The sequence below is a fragment of the Rhizobium subbaraonis genome, assembly GCF_900220975.1.
In the GTDB taxonomy this organism is placed as follows: Bacteria; Pseudomonadota; Alphaproteobacteria; order Rhizobiales; family Rhizobiaceae; genus Mycoplana; species Mycoplana subbaraonis.
In genome coordinates this window covers 34,119-49,813 of record NZ_OBQD01000015.1, presented here as the reverse complement: position 1 = coordinate 49,813, position 15,695 = coordinate 34,119, and the positions used below count along the sequence as shown (strand labels likewise).

Genomic DNA, 15,695 nt, shown 5'->3' with positions numbered 1-15,695 from the left:
GTTTCCCTCGCTTGTTTCGATTAACGGAGGTTCTTGCTGACCACGGCCGCCATTTCGTCGGCCGCCTGGATGATCTTGGAGTTCATCTCGTAGGCACGCTGCGCCGAGATCAGGTCGGTGATTTCCTTGACCGGATCGACGTTCGAGGCTTCGAGGTAGTTCTGCTGCAGGTAGGCAAGACCGTTTTCGTCCGGCGTGCCGACCGTGGCCGCGCCCGAGGCTTCGGTCTCGCGGAACAGGTTTTCGCCCATCGGCTCGAGGCCGGCCTCGTTGACGAAATTCGCGAGCGTCAGCTGGCCAAGCTCCTGATCCTCGCCGTTCACGGTGGCGAAGATCTGGCCCGAACGGTTGATGGTGATCTCTGTCGCATCCTGGGGAACGGTGATGCCCGGAGAAACGGTGTAGCCGTCCAGTGTCACGAGCTGGCCGTCGGCGTTGGTGTTGAAGGCGCCGGAACGCGTATAGAGCATCGTGCCGTCGGGCGCTTCGATCTGGAACCAGCCGCGGCCGACGAGGGCGACGTCGAAGGAGTTGCCCGTCTGGGTCAGCGAGCCCTGGATGTGCAGGTTGCGCACCGCCGCCGTCTTGACGCCGAGGCCGATGATCGCGCCTTCGGGAACGATCGCCTGATTGGCGCGGTTGGGAACGCCCTGCGCACGCTCGGTCTGGTAGAGCAGGTCGGAGAATTCCGCCCGGGCGCGCTTGAAGCCGGTGGTGTTGATGTTGGCGATGTTGTTCGCGATGACCTCGAGATTGGTCTGCTGCGCGTTCATGCCGGTTGCGGCGATAGCGAGAGCTTTCATGGCACGTTCCTTCAGATCTGCATGCGTGCGACTTCGAGATAGGCGGTGACGACCTTGTCGCGGATCGCGATAGCCGTCTGGAGCGTCTGCTCCGCCGTCATCACGGCATCGACCACCTCACGGGTGTTCGCCTTGCCCTGGATGCTCTCGAAAGACTTGGTCTCGCCTGCCTTCAGGCTGCCCACCGCGTCGCTCGCCATATCACCGAGGACCTCGGCAAAGCTCATCGGCTGGGGCGCGTTCTGGACGTTCTGCGCGAGCCCCTGAAAGGCGGTGCTGGAAACGGAATTCTCCGTCATCGCGCCGCCCAGCGGCGACGACAGAGTGAGCGAGCTGACGCTCTTCAGCGATTCAATCATTGCGATGCCCTCAGGAGATCGATGGTCGCACTGATCAGGTCGCGCGACTGCTTGATGCTTTGCAGGTTGGCCTCGTAGGAGCGGTTGGCCTCACGCATGTCGGCCATCTCCACCAGCACGTTGACGTTCGGCAGCTTCACCATGCCCTTCTCGTCGGCCGCCGGGTTGCCCGGGTCGAACTCCGTGGAGAAATCGCCCTCGTCTTCGGCGAGGCGATCGACCTCCACCAGCGATGCGCCGACGGCGCGATCGAGCTCCGAGACGAAGGTCACCGTCTTGCGACGGTAGGGGTCGGCTCCGGGCACATCGCCGGTCGAGCGGGCGTTCGCCAGGTTTTCCGAGACGATGCGAATGCGGGTGGATTGTGCCTCGAGACCCGAGGCAGCGACTTTCATTGAGGCAAGTAGGGGATCCATATTACGTCCTGACAGTCATCAGCATCATGCGATGAAACGCCTTCACCAGGCCGGCATTGAGTTCGTACTCGCGCTTGACCTGGCCCTGCTTCATCAGTTCTTCGGCAAGCCCCACGGAGTTGCCCGAGATCTGGACGCCGACGTCTTCGTTGGCGGCGACATCGGTCACCTCGTTGCTGAGCGAACCTTCCGTGAAATGCATCGGATTGGTGGCCGCCATCTGGATGCCGGTCTTCTCAAGGACCGACTGGAAAGGCGTCACGTCCTTCGCGCGGTAGCCGGGGGTATTGGCATTGGCGATATTGCCGGCAACCACGGACTGGCGGACGGCGAGCCAATCGGCCTGCTTGGAAGCCAGCTCGAAGAATTGAATTGGTTGCATGGCGGCAAACTCCATTTTGTTGACCCGAACCTAGGGGGCTAAACTTGCGTGGGACTTGCCGGGGTTTCACCTTTTCGCTGGCCGCCGGATTTCCCGGCATTTCGGGCGCCAAGAACGCAAAAAGCCGCCGGATGGGCGGCGGCTTGCGACGATGGATGGCTGCGCGAATCAGCGACGCTTGTAGACGTCGCCCTTCGACGTGACGATCACCCACTCGCCCTCGCGTTGCTCGAGTGTGGCGAGCTTGCTGTTGTCGGGCAGGATCGACCCCACCCGGACGATGTACATGCCCGAGGCGTCCTCGATCATTGCCCGCCCATTGGCGACGTGCATCAGGCGAAAGCCGGTCGGGGGCGGCAGCGGCTGTTCGATCGGCGCGCTGGGGGCTGCACCGCGCGCGCCTTCCCGGCCGAGATTGGGAACGGTCGCGGTGCGAACGGGGTCGAGTTCGGGCGCAGGGGCGACATCGTCTTTGTCGACCATGGCTGCCGGCGAAACGCTCACCACGACCTTTGCCGGCATGTCCGGCAGATCGCGCCGCGCATCCTGCCAGAGCGGCGGGAGGGAAAATTCCTGCGGATTGAGGAAGACGTACCACGGGAAGAAGGCCGCGAGACCGGCCAGCGTCACCCCTGCCGTGATGAGCAGGCGATCGGCGAAACTTCTGCCGCGGACTTCGCTCCGCCGCAGCGGCGGCACGGCCTTGTCGGCATCAAAATCAGTCATCTCTAACCTCTTGCCCTAGCGTTGCCTGCGCCGTTCGGCTGGTTGGCGGGAGCGTTGCGCAGGGCGATCGCAAGGTCGGCGAACGAATCCGCCGCCGGCTTGTCGTTCGGCGTCTGCCGCAACACGTCGTAGATGATCGGAACCTGCTTGATCGCCATGTCGAGATCGGGATCGCTGCCGGGGCGGTAGCCGCCGATAAGGCGAAGGTCGCGGGTTTCCTCGTAGCGATGGATCAGCGCCTTCAGCCGGGCCACCAGCTTCTCCTGATCGGGCGTCCAGGCCTTGCGGGCCAGACGCGAGATCGACGACAGTGGATTGATCGGCGGGTAGCGCCCCTCGTCGGCAAGGCTGCGTTCGAGCACGATGTGGCCATCGAGGATGCCACGGGTCGAGTCGGCAATCGGATCGTTGTGATTGTCGCCGTCGACGAGGATGGAAATTATCGCGGTGATCGTGCCGGCACCTTCGGCCCCGGGGCCGGCCCGCTCCAAGAGGCGCGGCAACTCGGTGAAGACCGACGCCGGGTAGCCGCGCGCGATCGGCGGCTCGCCGGATGCGGTTGCCACCTCGCGGATCGCATGGGCGAAACGCGTGACGCTGTCGATGATCAGAAGCACATTGTCGCCCTGATCGCGGAAGTGCTCCGCGATCGTCACCGCCGTCAGCGGCGCCATCTTGCGCAGCATCGGGCTTTCGTCGCTCGTGGCGACCACGGCGACGGATTTCGCCAGGTTGTCGCCGAGCGTATCCTCGATGAACTCCCGCACTTCACGGCCGCGCTCGCCGACAAGGGCGATCACTACCTTGTCGAAGGCATCGGCCCGCGCCAGCATCGAAAGCAGGGTTGACTTGCCGACGCCCGAGCCGGCGAAGATGCCGAGGCGCTGGCCGAGGCACAAGGGTGCGAAAAGATCGACCGCGCGAACGCCGGTGGTGAACCCCGTCTCGACGCGCTTTCGGGTCATGGACGGAGGCGCGGTGTTGGAAATCGAACGCCGCACATCGCCTTGCGTCAAGGGTCCGCGGTTGTCGATGGGCTCGCCCAGCGCATTGATGGTTCGGCCGCACCAGGATGCGGCCGGCGCCACGCGGAACGCGCCCTTGCGAATGACGGTGTCGTGGATGCCGATCGGCTCGCCCGGTTCGATGGGGCAGACCACCACCGTCTCCGGCTCCACCCGCACGACTTCGCCGAGATGGATGCCGGTGGGGCTTCGGTGGGCGACGAATTCGCCAAGCCTGACATGCCGCGACAGTCCGCTGACGGTGTAGTTGCCGGCAGCGATCGTCTGGACATGTCCGCCGTGGGCGACCGAACTGTCCGGATGGGAGTATCGTTTCACCAGCCCGGCCAGAGCGTTGAGCTTGCGCGCTCCATCGCCTGCCGCCGGTCGAGACTGTGCCGTGTCCGTCGCCATCGTCATACCGGGTTACTGGCTGCCGCCGAAAGTTCTGATCGCGTTGTCGATCGAGGATTCGCTCTTCTGCAGCAGCGCATTGATGCTCTCGAAGGCGCGGGTGACGGTGATCAGCTGGGTCATCTCGGCGACCGCGTTGACGTTAGATTCCTCGACGTAGCCCTGCGCGACGCCGGCATCGATGCGATCGACCACCGGTTCGGGCGCCGCATTCGGGATGATGCCGCTATTGCCCGCGCGGACGAAGCCGGCCGAGAGATCGGCCTCGAACAGGCCAAGCGCCGCTATGGGCTGTCCGTTCTGGTTCAGCTGACCATCTGCGCTGATTTTGACCGGTCCGGCGTTGCCGTCGATCTGGATCGGAGCGCCGCCGGCGTCCAGCACCGGATAGCCGTTCAGCGTGACGAGATCGCCATTGTCGGTGAGCGTGAAGCGGCCGTCGCGGGTGAGCGTCTGGCCGGAGGGCGTCTCCACGGCGAACCAGGCGTCGCCGCGGATGGCGAAGTCCAGCATGCCGTTGGTCTCGGTCAGGCCGCCGCTCCTGGTCGACAGGAATTCCTCGCCCTGGTCCACGAAGGCGACCTTGGCCTTGCCGTTGTCGGCGACGACATCGTTGAACTTGATCTCCGTTGCACGGAAACCCACCGTATTGGCGTTTGCGACGTTGTCAGCCAGCGTGGTCAGGCGGCGATCGAGAGCGATCTGGGATGACAGCGAGACGTAAAGCCCGGTTTCCATATCAGCGGCCTCCGAGTTTGAGATTGTTGATGGAAAGGAGAAGATCGGTCGAAATGCCCGTCAGGCTCGACGATTGGAAGGCCGTCAGCGGGTCGTAGGATCCGGACGGGTTTTCGAGTTCCCACATGGCGGTGAAACGCTCGAGAAGCTTGCCCACCTTCACCGGATCCTGGAAGTCCTCGATGTTCAACACGTCCTCGTAATAGGCGGCCTGCCGGTCGACGTCGGTCCCCACGAACTCGTCGGGCAGCTGGAGCGCGGTGCGGACCACCTGGGAAATCGCATCGTCGGCGATGATGGAGTAGCCGCTGGTGACGGACGACGCCATGCGCTCGAAATAGAGCGCGAGCCGCACGCCAGTGTTCTCGTTGCCGGCGTTCACTTCGAGCGTCTGCCGCGTGTACTTGTCGACGACACCCTTCTGGGCGCGGTCGAAGCTCGTCGCCGCTTCGCCGTTCCGGGCGAAGTTCAAGGATTCCGCAAGCTCCTTGTAGCGGCTGTCGGAGAGCTTGTTGGCAAAGGCATCGTCACTGTCGACGCCCTCGGTCAGCACCTTGCGCATGAAGGCCTTGGCATAGGCCATGTCTTCCAGGCCGTGTGCCTTCATCACATAGTTGTAGAGACGGCTGTCGGCGAAGAACGCGTCGATGGTTTTGATCGAGCCGATCTTCGACAGGTAATATTCTGTCTCGCGCTTGACGTCGGGCTGCTTGGCAACCCGGTCGAGCGAGGTTGCGAGATCGGCCGTGATTAGTTTGTAGCTGGTGTAGGTCGTCGTCACGATGGATACCGCGCCTTCCGCTTTCGCAAGGGCATAGCGCCCCTCATATTTGGCGCCAAACTGCCTGCGCTGGCTTGCGCGAACCTGTAAGCGGGAACGTTTGCGAAATCGCTGGAGGTACAGCCTCACACAAGGCTCGAACCCTATTCAGGCAGGGTCAGAAATTTGTCGAGGCTTGTGGGCTTACAATGAATATCATCATCGGGTTGATTGTCACCTTCGGCTGCGTGATTGGCGGCTACATGGCCATGGGCGGGCACCTTGAGGTCCTCAACCAGCCATTCGAACTCGTCATCATCGGCGGGGCCGGCATCGGCGGCTTCATCATGGCCAACACGATGAAGGTGATCAAGGAGACCGGCAAGGCGCTCGGCGAGGCCTTCAAGCAAAAGGTGCCGAAGGAACGCCACTATCTCGACACGCTCGGCGTTCTCTACAGCCTGATGCGCGACCTGCGCACCAAGTCGCGCAACGAGATCGAAGCCCATATCGACAACCCCGAAGAATCCTCGATCTTCCAGGCGGCGCCCACGGTCCTGCAGAACAAGGAACTGACGTCCTTCATCTGCGACTATGTCCGGCTCATTATCATCGGCAACGCCCGCTCGCACGAGATCGAGGCGCTGATGGACGAAGAAATCCAGACCATCACCTATGACAAGATGAAGCCCTACAATGCGCTGAACACGATGGGCGACGCCTTCCCGGCGATCGGTATCGTCGCGGCGGTTCTCGGCGTCATCAAGGCCATGGGCGCGATCAACGAATCGCCGGAAATCCTCGGCGGCAAGATCGCAGCCGCACTGGTCGGCACGCTTCTCGGCGTCTTCCTCTCCTACTCCATCGTCGCGCCGATCACCGCCAACATCAAGTCGGTCCGCACCAAGCAGAACCGCCTGTACATCATCGTCAAGCAGACCCTGCTTGCCTACATGAACGGCTCCGTCCCGCAGGTCGCACTCGAATACGGCCGCAAGACGATCTCCTCCTACGAACGTCCATCGATCGACGCGGTAGAGCAGGAAATGATGAACCCTGGCGGCGGCGATGCGAAGGCCGCCTAAAGGAGCAGGAACGACATGACAGCCCCCGCCAAACAGAAGCACGATCCGATCGTCCTCGCCCGCCTGCTCGGACAGCTCGGGGACCGGGAGACCATCTCCAAGCAATGCGCGAGCCTCGGCGAGGTCCTTGCCGAGTTTCTCCCCGACATATTCGCGAGCGAGTTGGGTTTCGACGTCGCCGTCACCTATGCCGGCTATGAGGTCGGCCGCTATGGCCAGCTCATCTCCAGCCTCGGCGGCGCGATGGCCGTTTCCGACTGCGCGCTGCGCAACTGGAGCGATCAGTACGCGGTCGTCTGCGACAGCCCGTTCGTCATCACGCTCGTCGAGAACATGCTGGGCGCTGTCAGCGATTCGATCGAGGAGCCCGAACCGCGTCCGCTGTCGAAGATCGAGCTCGACGTCGCCGCCATGGTCTTCGATCGCGTCTCCGGCGTGCTGGCAACGGCAGTCGGCGACGGCAACGGGTACGAGCCGGTGATCGGGCCTGCCTACAACGTCGAAGGGCGGAAGACTTCCGCCGACGGCACGGAGGATGCTTTCGCCGCCACCGTCAAGATGTCCGTCGGAATCGGCCCCGTCCTTTCCAGCTTCTATCTCGTGGCTCCGCAGCAGGCCCTGCTGAAGGCAAAGATTACACCGCCCCGGCCCGCCAAGATCGCCAAGTCGCGAAAGGAATGGAGCGACCAGCTGAGCGAGCAGGTGCGCCGTTCGAAGGTGACGCTCCAGGCGCGCATCCGGCTGGAAAGCCAGTCGCTCGACACGGTCAGCCGCCTGCAGGCAGGCGACATCATTCCCTTCCATGACGCAAACGACGTGCGCGTCGATGTCAGCGCAAACGGCAGCAAGCTCTACGTCTGCGAGTTCGGCCGCTCCGGCGCACGCTACACCGTCCGGGTGAAGGACACCTACGGCTCGGAGGACGAGCTGCTGCAACACATCATCGGGTAGGACCAGACCGGGCAGAAGGCCTCGGGCAAGTTTCAAATGGAATAGTGATCACATGGCACCGAAAAAAGCTCCCCTCGCGGACGACCTTGCGTCCTCCATCAATGCAAATGACGCCGAACTCGAACAGGCGATTGACGACCTGCGCGGCGTACTCAAGCAAGACGCCACCGGCAGCGCGACGGATTTCGGCATGGACTTCGCCGCGCCGGCCGCCGGCGATGCGGCTTCTGCCTTCGGCAACGACTTCGGCGCGACCGAGGCCGAGACCGGATTTGGCATGGACTTCGGCGCGACCGAGACCAGCGGCTTCGGCGACAGCGACTTTTCTGCCGGCAACGACTTCGGCGGCTCCAGCTTCGAGGAAATCACCCCGCGTCCCGGCAGCGCCCTGGAAGCCAATCTCGGCCTGATCATGGACATTCCGATCGACCTGCAGATCGTGCTCGGTTCCTCGCAGATGCCGGTTTCGGGCCTCATGAACCTCACCGAAGGGGCGACGATCGCGCTCGACCGCCGCATCGGCGAACCGGTTGAGGTGATGGTCAACGGTCGCGTGATCGGCCGGGGCGAGATCACCGTGCTCGAGAATGACGACACGCGCTTCGGCGTCAAGCTTCTCGAGATCAAGAACACAACCAAGAGCTGACAATATCTGAAACCGATGAAAGGTCTCAGGAGGCATCCATGATGGATTTCGAAAACTTCGGCAGCACGGCTGTCGGCGCACCGCTCAACCCGGTCGACAAGGCAGCAGCGGTTCTTCTGGCCATGGGCAAGCCCGTGGCCGGCAAACTCCTGAAATTTTTCACGCAGAGCGAACTGCAGGGCATCATCGCGGCGGCGCAGAACCTGCGCCCGATTCCGCCCCACGAACTGCTCGAACTGGTCAACGAGTTCGAAGACCTCTTCACCGAGGGCGCTGGCCTGATGGACAACGCCAAGATGATGGAGAGCATCCTCGAAGAGGGGCTGACGCCGGACGAGGTCGACGGTCTTCTGGGCCGACGCACCGCCTTCCAGGCCTACGAGACCACGATTTGGGACCGCCTTCAGGATGCCGATGCTGCATTCATCAGCCGCTTCCTGCTGAAGGAACACGCCCAGACGATCGCCTACATCCTGTCGATGATGCCTTCGAGCTTCGGCGCCAAGGTCCTTCTGGAAGTGCCGGAGGAAAACCGCGCGGATATCATCAACCGCACCGTCAACCTGAAGGACGTCAGCCCCAAGGCTGCGGCGATCATCGAAAACCGCGTCATCGAAATGATGAATGCCTTCGAGGCGGAGCGGAACTCGCCCGGCTCGAACAAGGTCGCGGAGATGATGAACGAGATGGAGAAGAACCAGGTGGACGACTTGCTCGCCTCGCTGGAGTCCATCAGCGCGGCCTCGGTCAAGAAGGTCCGTCCGAAGATCTTCCTGTTCGAGGACATCCTGGCCATGCCGCAGAAGAGCCGCGTTGCACTGTTCAACGACGTTGCCGGCGACATCATCACGGCCGCGCTCCGCGGCACCCCTATGGAACTGCGCGAGGCGGTCCTCTCCTCGATCGGCGCGCGCCAGCGCCGCATGATCGAATCGGACCTCTCCGTCGGCGACCAGGGCAATCCGCGCGAAGTAGCCATCGCCCGCCGCTCGATCACGCAGGAGGCAATCCGCCTGGCCGCTGCCGGCCAGATTCAGTTGAAAGAGAAGGACGAAAGGGCCGCCGCCGCCTGATGCGGCTTGACTTGCTGTCCTTCAGCAACAAGCGTCCCAGGGATCCGAATCTGAAAAGATTCGGATCCCTTTTTTGATGGGCGGACGGGTGCGGGAGCGGATGCAAGCAGCTCCCACGACCGGCGTGCGGGTGCATTGCGGGAGTAGGATCCATGTCCGACGAGGACAAGGACAGTAAAACAGAGGCCCCGTCAGAGAAGAAGCTGCGCGATGCGGCTGAAAAGGGCAATACGCCGTTCGCGCGCGAAGTGCCCGTGTTCGCGTCGACCGTCGCAATCTATATCTTCCTGGTCTTTTTCCTGCCCGGCGGCATCATGCGCGTGGCCGAGAGCCTGCGCGATCTCTTCGAACAGCCGGACGCCTGGGACCTTGAAACCAGCACCGACGTCGTCGCGCTCTTCCGCCATCTCGGCTGGGAGGCCGGCGCGATGCTCTTGCCCGTGCTTATCATGATGATGCTGTTCGGTATCGCCGCCTCGGTGTTCCAGAACATGCCGAGCCCGGTGCTGGAGCGTGTGCGGCCGCAGATGTCGCGGCTTTCGCCCATCAGCGGCTTCACCCGAATCTACGGCAAGCAGGGCTTGGTGGAATTCGGCAAGTCGCTGATCAAGGTCGGCGTCGTCTCCGCCGTCGTCGTCGTCGTTCTCTGGGACGACTATTTCGCGACGCTGAACGCGATGTTCACCGATCCGGCGGCGATCTTCACGCTTCTTGCCAAGGAAGCCAACAAGATCCTGGTCATCGTTCTGTTCGCAACCGCGGTCATCGCGGTGATCGATTTCGCCTGGACCCGGCACCACTGGTATTCGGAACTGCGCATGACCAAGCAGGAGGTCAAGGAGGAACACAAGCAGGCGCAGGGCGACCCGATCGTGAAGAGCCGGCTGCGCTCGATCCAGCGCGATCGCGCGCGAAAGCGCATGATCGCCGCCGTCCCGCGCGCGACGCTCGTCATCGCCAACCCGACGCACTTCGCCGTCGCGCTACGCTACGTGCGCGAAGAGCAGGATGCGCCGATCGTCGTTGCCAAGGGCCAGGACCTCGTGGCGCTGAAGATTCGCGAACTTGCAGAGGAAAACGGCATTCCCGTTTTCGAGGATCCGCCCCTTGCACGCTCCATGTTTGCGCAAGTCTCGGTAGATAGTGTCATTCCACCGGTGTTCTACAAGGCAGTGGCGGAACTGATTCACCGGGTCTACGCAGCTTCGCCCCAAACGAGACGGGTAAACGAGATCCGATGAGAAAATGCACCTATTCTGCCCAGCGCGAGAGGATTGTAGCCGAGGCGATCGGCCCCGTTGCATCGGAACTGCGCCTGCTGGATGCGGCCGATCTTGTATCGCTGCTACGGTTCGAGTGCTACGGGAACCTTGCCGACCTGGTCTCTTCGGCCGCTGAACTCTACTTCCTGCCCGGCACCGTCGTGTTCGGCGCCGGCGGCGACTACAAGCTCGACTGGGGCGGCGAGCCCGAAGTGATTCTCGACCTGGAACTGCGCCCGCGCGGATGCACGGTCTATGCGCGCCTACAACTCGGCAGCGAGCAGGCAGGCGTCGAGATCACGCACGTCGCTTTTGAGAATCCGTCCCACGATCCGGAAGACAACACGACCCTTCTGGCCGAGAGCCTCAAGGATGCACAGTTCCGGCGTTCGAGCTCGCCTTCGGCGCTCAGTCACTAAAGAGCAGATCAGCCGGCTCGCGGCACGTCAGCGGATATAGCCCATGCGGATCGCCTTGGCGATCGCCTGGATCCTGTTGACGGCGTCCAGCTTCGTCGTTGCCGTACCGAGATAGGCATTCACGGTGTGAACCGAAAGGCCGAGCTTGTCGGCGATCGCCTCGCTGATGCAGCCGTCGCCGGCCATCTGCAGGCAGGCGATCTCGCGCTCGTTCAGCGCTTCCGCCGGCTGTATCCGCTTCTCGTCCGCCGCCAGCAGATCAAGCATGAGCTGGCCGGCGCGCATATGCATGTCGAGGACCGTGTCGCTCGCGACCTCCAGATGATCGGCCATGAAGACGACGTAGCCGTTGCCGTTCGAACCAAGGCGAACGGGGAAGGCCAGTCCGGAGGTGGCCAGGCATCGATCAGGCAGGCACTTCATGAAGGAGAGCAGGTCGGGCGACTGCACGGCGCAGGTGGCATCTCGCCCCTCCCAGAAGACCGGCAACGTCGAGACATCGAGATGGGCGATCAGGGCCTCGCCATAGGCCTCCACGATCAGCCGCGCTTCCGTGCCGGCATTGGCGGCCCAGCTACTGTAGGTGCAGCTCAGCCGGCGGGCGGAGGGCACCCCCTGCCCGACCAGGCGAAGCACGGCGAAATGCCTGGCCCCGATCACCTTCTGCATATGCTGCAGGGTGCCCACGATATCGGTACAGCGCTTCGTCCGTGAGATCTTCGATAGCCGGATCTCCGGCGACTGCGGCGTTTGCTGGGAGAACTCCAATTCCGTCGCCTCCCCTAGACCAGGTTGTTTCGGACCGCCCAGGCGATGGCTTCGGAACGCGTTTTCGTCGCGGTCTTGCGCATCACGCTGGTGATGTAGTTGTTGATGGTGTTGCGGGAGATGCCGAGAATGACGGCGATCTCGTCGCTGGTCTTCCCCTCGGCGATCCAGTAGAGGCACTCGATCTCCCGATCGGTCAGATCGGAATCGCGATCCTGGCGGGCGACCGGCTTGCAGCACAGGCTCGCCAGATAGCCGGTCAGAAGCCCCACGTCGCGCAGGCTCGTCTGCGAAAGGATGAAGTGTTCGGGAAACAGCAGCAGCAGCGTCATGCGAACGCGGCCCACGTTCACGGTGATCGCGCAATATTCGCGGCTGATGCCGGCGGGGACCGCGATGTCGTCCGCAAGCTGCACGAAGGCAGGCTGCATCAGGCTGCTGCAGCGATCGATCTCGCTCATCCTTGAACTGACCATACCGATCGCCGCCGCCATATTGCGGACCATGTCGAAGGGCCAGTCAGAGGCGACAACGAAATCGATATCGGTATCGAAAGTCCTGTCGTGCCTGACGAGAAGATAGTGGCTGGCACTGACGTATCGGGTCAGTGCCCGCAAGCCCGCCGGGAGGCTCGTTCGGTCCGCGCAGCGGCCGAGCTGCTGAAGCAGCAGGTCGCGCGCACTCTTTCGTTCACCGGCCACCGCAGAGAATCCATAGGATTCCCGGAGCGTAACATCCGCCCTGATCGTTTCCATAATAGCCCCCGTTGCCGAATTCGACTGGCTCCTCCCGCCCCCCCTCGCACCAGGAACCGGATAATCGGTACCGTGTGCGATCAAGCCGCATGGGCGAGATTCACCAAACGAATCAGTCACTAAAGTGTACAGGGCACCGAATCAAAAGCCACAGGCCTCACCTGGGGATTTCCTTCCACTCGATTTCATGAATCGATTCGCGCGACTTGCCGAACAGCAACCTATGCGACTACAGACGTGATGTTAAACTTTTGTTAATAATAACATTTTCAGTGTTCGTCCGCACGCGCGCCAACTTCTTGCAGACACAAGTGTGCACAGAACGGCGAAATTCCATCGATGTCGTGCGGATCACTGGCCATCACATTTTTTTGTCGGTTGCAATTTTAGGGCAAGATTTATGCCTGACGTTACGAGAGCACGACGGGCGATTGAAGAAAAGCGTCGCTTTTGAGTCACACCCATTCTTCAAAACGCGACGCGCTCTTCTACGCCGGGAGCAGCTGACGGCCGTGCGGAGCGAACAACCATCGGTCGGTGAGACTTGGGGCAGCAACCGATATGGGTCATGGACGGATCCTGACAAACAAAAATCCCGCCTCTCGGCGGGATTTCTCTGGTTGAGCAGTGGCGGGGATCAGGCTGCGGCCTGGTTTTCCGCCCATTTGCGCAGGATCTTCGCAGCGCGTTCTTCGCTGATCTCGACCATGCGGGCCAGACGCCGCTCCGGCCCTTCCTTGACACGGCGGTTGAAGACGCTGTCGCTGTCGTCGCCGGCGCTGAGCAGGTCGTCGGTGCTGTCGAAGCCGAAGTCGGAACCAAAGCCGTCCATCAGTGCGCCACCGCCGGCACCAACACCGACCGCAGGCGAGAAGTCCGGCAGTTCGAGACCACCTGCACCAGCTTCCAGCGCATTGTCGTTGGCAGCGCCGGTGACCGAGCGGACGACCGGACGGAAGCCGAACCAGACCACGAGGAAGGCGACGGCGACGAACGCCAGCGCGTTGATGATCGTCGACAGGTTGCGCACCAACGTTTCCATCACGCCCGGACCCGGCACGGCCTCTTCGAGCAGCTGGTTGTCGAGGAAGTTCATGGCCGTCAGCGTGACGACGTCGCCCCGATCGGAATTAAGCCCGGCGGCGGAAGCGACGATCTTCTGCATCTCCGCGAGATAGGCGTCGATCTTGGCCTGATCCGCACCTTCGCCGACGAGCGCCGCAAGGCGGCCCTGGTTGACCACGACGGCCACCGACAGACGTTCGACCTGGTAGCTGTTGCGAACGGTGGCGACCGTCTTGCTGTTGATTTCGTAGTTGGTCTGCTCTTCCTTCTTGTCGGCCTGATCGCTCGACTGCGGGCCGACACCCGGATCAGGACCGCCCTGCGGAATGTTCTGTTCGACCGTGGCGGGACGCTGCAGCTGGCTCTGATTGGACTGCTGCGATTCCCGCGTAACGCGGATGGAGCGTTCTACGCGGGATTCCGGATCGTAGACGGTCTCCTGCGTCTGCTGAGAGTCGGTGTTCAGGGCCGCCATGACGCTGGCGCGGAAGTTTTCCATGCCGAGGAATGGCGCCAGTGCCTTCTCGATGTTGCGCTCCACATCTTCCTGGACCGATTGCACGATGTTCAGCGACCGGTTCAGGGAGTTGTTTTCCGAATCATCGCCGGAAGCCAGCAACTGGCCGGCGGAATCGAGGATCGTCACATGCTCCGCTTCCAGCCCCGGAACCGAGGCGGCGACGAGATGACGAATGGAGGGTGCGGCCTTGCGGCCGGCCGCGCCGCCGGCGCGGATCATGACCGAAGCCGTCGGCGGCTGTTCGGCGCGGCGGAAGTTTCCGCGATCCGGCATGACGATATGGACGCGGGCGGCGGCGATGCCGCTGATCTGCTGGATGGTGCGGGCGATCTCGCCTTCGAGGGCACGTACCCTCGTCACTTCCTGCATGAACGACGTTAGCCCCAGCGAGCCGACGTTATCGAAGAGTTCGTAGCCGGAGTTGGAGCTGCTGGGCAGGCCGCGCTCGGCCAGAAGCAGACGGGCCTTGCCGGTCTGCCCCACGGGCACCTGCAGGCTGGCGCCATCGGTTCCGGTCTGGAAATCGACACTGGCTTCGGCCAATGCGATGCTGATCTGGTGCATATCGGAGCTTTCGAGCCCGACATACAGGGTTTCATAGGCGGGCTTGTTGACAAAAATGGCGGCCGCAAGGACCAGGCCGAGCGTGACAACCCCCGCCCCTGCCATGAGTGCCAGCTTCGCCTGCCCGAGCGAAGCCAGATTCTTGCCTATACTCTTCAGTTGTTCCAACAGATTCATTCTGTTCCCGCACGAACTATCCCGGATCGCCATTCGGCCAAGAAATGGCGGACCCGCTCAGTTTACATTGCCCAACCCTGGTAAGGCGCCGCAGCCAACGGCCCATCAGCCCCAAGAATTACGCAGATCTAGATGATCCGTTCGGGAAACTAGTCGGTGAAACTTGCGCGAGCGTTTCGCGGGAACAAGGGGCGGTGGGACGGCCAGCATCCGGCCTGGACAGGCACAGCACCTTAGATGTCCTCGATAATTCATATGCTTACCGAGAGCTGCCGGTTGCCCGGCAGTGCCGGGCGAAACCCGGCGGCCCTGCCGCAACAGGGCTTGGAGGACAAGCGAAGGCTCGAATCAGAAAGCCTCGAAGTCTCCGGCAGCCTTGTTGATCGGCTGCGAATGCTCTGCCCGCAGGAACGGGCTGGCAAGCGCCTTCTGCATATCGGTGAGCTTGACCAGATTGAGAGCGGTGGTCACGTCGACCGCCCAGCCCTCCGGCATATCCGCCGTGACGTGTCCCAGGAACTCGGCAAGCCCCCTGGCCTTCTGGACCGCCAAATCGATCCCCTGCAGGACCATCATCCGCTCGGCCGTGTTCTGGCCCGCCTCGGGATGCAGGTCGGCGAGCTGCGGTTCGATGCGCTCGATCAGGTAGGCAACGTCGTGCAGTTCGGACACGACGCGCATCAGGACGGCGGGAAGGGCTTCTTCCATGACGGGCGTATTGTAAAGATGTTCGGACTTCATGGCTTCCCCACTTCCACCGCAGCACGGTCCGCCTTCGGCCCCGTGCCTGCGGGCACACCCATTGCCA

The 15,695-nt window shown here is 62.6% G+C and carries 18 protein-coding genes; 6 read left to right on the top strand and 12 right to left on the bottom strand.

Features of this window, described 5'->3' with window-relative positions; translation table 11 throughout:
- Positions 1 to 20: 20 nt before the first annotated feature.
- The 8 genes from flgG to CRO48_RS21570 all read right to left on the bottom strand — a co-directional run bounded on the left by flgG (position 21) and on the right by CRO48_RS21570 (position 5,623).
- A complete protein-coding gene (gene flgG / locus CRO48_RS21605) occupies positions 21 to 803 on the bottom strand; it encodes a flagellar basal-body rod protein FlgG (protein ID WP_097141937.1) in 783 nt (260 codons plus the stop codon).
- Between the two features lie 11 nt (positions 804 to 814).
- A complete protein-coding gene (locus tag CRO48_RS21600) occupies positions 815 to 1,162 on the bottom strand; it encodes a flagellar hook-basal body complex protein FliE (RefSeq protein WP_097141936.1) in 348 nt (115 codons plus the stop codon).
- Positions 1,159 to 1,578 carry a flagellar basal body rod protein FlgC gene (gene flgC / locus CRO48_RS21595; protein ID WP_097141935.1) on the bottom strand — a complete coding sequence of 140 codons (420 nt, stop codon included), beginning with the start codon at positions 1,576 to 1,578 and terminating at the stop codon, positions 1,159 to 1,161. The genes CRO48_RS21600 and flgC overlap by 4 nt, the downstream gene beginning before the upstream one ends.
- A gap of 1 nt (position 1,579) precedes the next feature.
- Positions 1,580 to 1,960, bottom strand: a complete 381-nt coding sequence (flgB, locus tag CRO48_RS21590) for a flagellar basal body rod protein FlgB (RefSeq protein WP_097142035.1) — start codon at positions 1,958 to 1,960, stop codon at positions 1,580 to 1,582.
- Positions 1,961 to 2,128: 168 nt separating this feature from the next.
- On the bottom strand, positions 2,129 to 2,686 hold the full coding sequence (locus tag CRO48_RS21585) for a flagellar protein (protein ID WP_097141934.1): 558 nt from the start codon (positions 2,684 to 2,686) through the stop codon (positions 2,129 to 2,131).
- A 2-nt stretch (positions 2,687 to 2,688) separates the two neighbouring features.
- On the bottom strand, positions 2,689 to 4,104 hold the full coding sequence (fliI, locus tag CRO48_RS21580; protein WP_097142034.1) for a flagellar protein export ATPase FliI: 1,416 nt from the start codon (positions 4,102 to 4,104) through the stop codon (positions 2,689 to 2,691).
- Positions 4,105 to 4,116: 12 nt separating this feature from the next.
- A complete protein-coding gene (gene flgF / locus CRO48_RS21575) occupies positions 4,117 to 4,842 on the bottom strand; it encodes a flagellar basal-body rod protein FlgF (RefSeq protein ID WP_097141933.1) in 726 nt (241 codons plus the stop codon).
- Position 4,843: 1 nt separating this feature from the next.
- Complete coding sequence (locus tag CRO48_RS21570; RefSeq protein WP_097141932.1) at positions 4,844 to 5,623, bottom strand: DUF1217 domain-containing protein; 780 nt, start codon at positions 5,621 to 5,623, stop codon at positions 4,844 to 4,846.
- Positions 5,624 to 5,811: 188 nt separating this feature from the next.
- Here CRO48_RS21570 and motA point away from each other — a divergent pair, with 188 nt between their 5' ends.
- The 6 genes from motA (at position 5,812) to CRO48_RS21540 (ending at position 11,038) form a co-directional block, all read left to right on the top strand.
- On the top strand, positions 5,812 to 6,687 hold the full coding sequence (gene motA, locus CRO48_RS21565; protein ID WP_097141931.1) for a flagellar motor stator protein MotA: 876 nt from the start codon (positions 5,812 to 5,814) through the stop codon (positions 6,685 to 6,687).
- A 15-nt stretch (positions 6,688 to 6,702) separates the two neighbouring features.
- Positions 6,703 to 7,638 (top strand): FliM/FliN family flagellar motor switch protein, encoded by a 936-nt coding sequence (locus tag CRO48_RS21560; RefSeq protein WP_097141930.1) that lies wholly within the window; start codon positions 6,703 to 6,705, stop codon positions 7,636 to 7,638.
- Between the two features lie 52 nt (positions 7,639 to 7,690).
- Positions 7,691 to 8,284: a flagellar motor switch protein FliN gene (gene fliN, locus CRO48_RS21555; protein ID WP_097141929.1), complete on the top strand. Its 594-nt coding sequence runs from the start codon at positions 7,691 to 7,693 to the stop codon at positions 8,282 to 8,284.
- Positions 8,285 to 8,322: 38 nt separating this feature from the next.
- Positions 8,323 to 9,357 (top strand): flagellar motor switch protein FliG, encoded by a 1,035-nt coding sequence (gene fliG, locus CRO48_RS21550; protein WP_097141928.1) that lies wholly within the window; start codon positions 8,323 to 8,325, stop codon positions 9,355 to 9,357.
- A gap of 152 nt (positions 9,358 to 9,509) precedes the next feature.
- Positions 9,510 to 10,598, top strand: a complete 1,089-nt coding sequence (gene flhB / locus CRO48_RS21545) for a flagellar biosynthesis protein FlhB (protein ID WP_097141927.1) — start codon at positions 9,510 to 9,512, stop codon at positions 10,596 to 10,598.
- The gene (locus tag CRO48_RS21540) at positions 10,595 to 11,038 is read left to right on the top strand and encodes a hypothetical protein (protein WP_097141926.1); all 444 of its coding nucleotides are present in this window, start codon (positions 10,595 to 10,597) and stop codon (positions 11,036 to 11,038) included. Before flhB ends, CRO48_RS21540 begins: the two co-directional genes overlap by 4 nt.
- A gap of 27 nt (positions 11,039 to 11,065) precedes the next feature.
- Here the strand turns inward: CRO48_RS21540 and visR are convergent, their stop codons facing one another.
- The 4 genes from visR to cheT all read right to left on the bottom strand — a co-directional run bounded on the left by visR (position 11,066) and on the right by cheT (position 15,628).
- Positions 11,066 to 11,806 (bottom strand): transcriptional regulator VisR, encoded by a 741-nt coding sequence (visR, locus tag CRO48_RS21535; RefSeq protein WP_245423618.1) that lies wholly within the window; start codon positions 11,804 to 11,806, stop codon positions 11,066 to 11,068.
- A gap of 14 nt (positions 11,807 to 11,820) precedes the next feature.
- Positions 11,821 to 12,561, bottom strand: a complete 741-nt coding sequence (visN, locus tag CRO48_RS21530) for a transcriptional regulator VisN (protein ID WP_097141925.1) — start codon at positions 12,559 to 12,561, stop codon at positions 11,821 to 11,823.
- A gap of 637 nt (positions 12,562 to 13,198) precedes the next feature.
- A complete protein-coding gene (fliF, locus tag CRO48_RS21525) occupies positions 13,199 to 14,887 on the bottom strand; it encodes a flagellar basal-body MS-ring/collar protein FliF (protein WP_097141924.1) in 1,689 nt (562 codons plus the stop codon).
- Between the two features lie 348 nt (positions 14,888 to 15,235).
- The gene (gene cheT / locus CRO48_RS21520; RefSeq protein ID WP_097141923.1) at positions 15,236 to 15,628 is read right to left on the bottom strand and encodes a chemotaxis protein CheT; all 393 of its coding nucleotides are present in this window, start codon (positions 15,626 to 15,628) and stop codon (positions 15,236 to 15,238) included.
- Positions 15,629 to 15,695 lie beyond the last annotated feature (67 nt).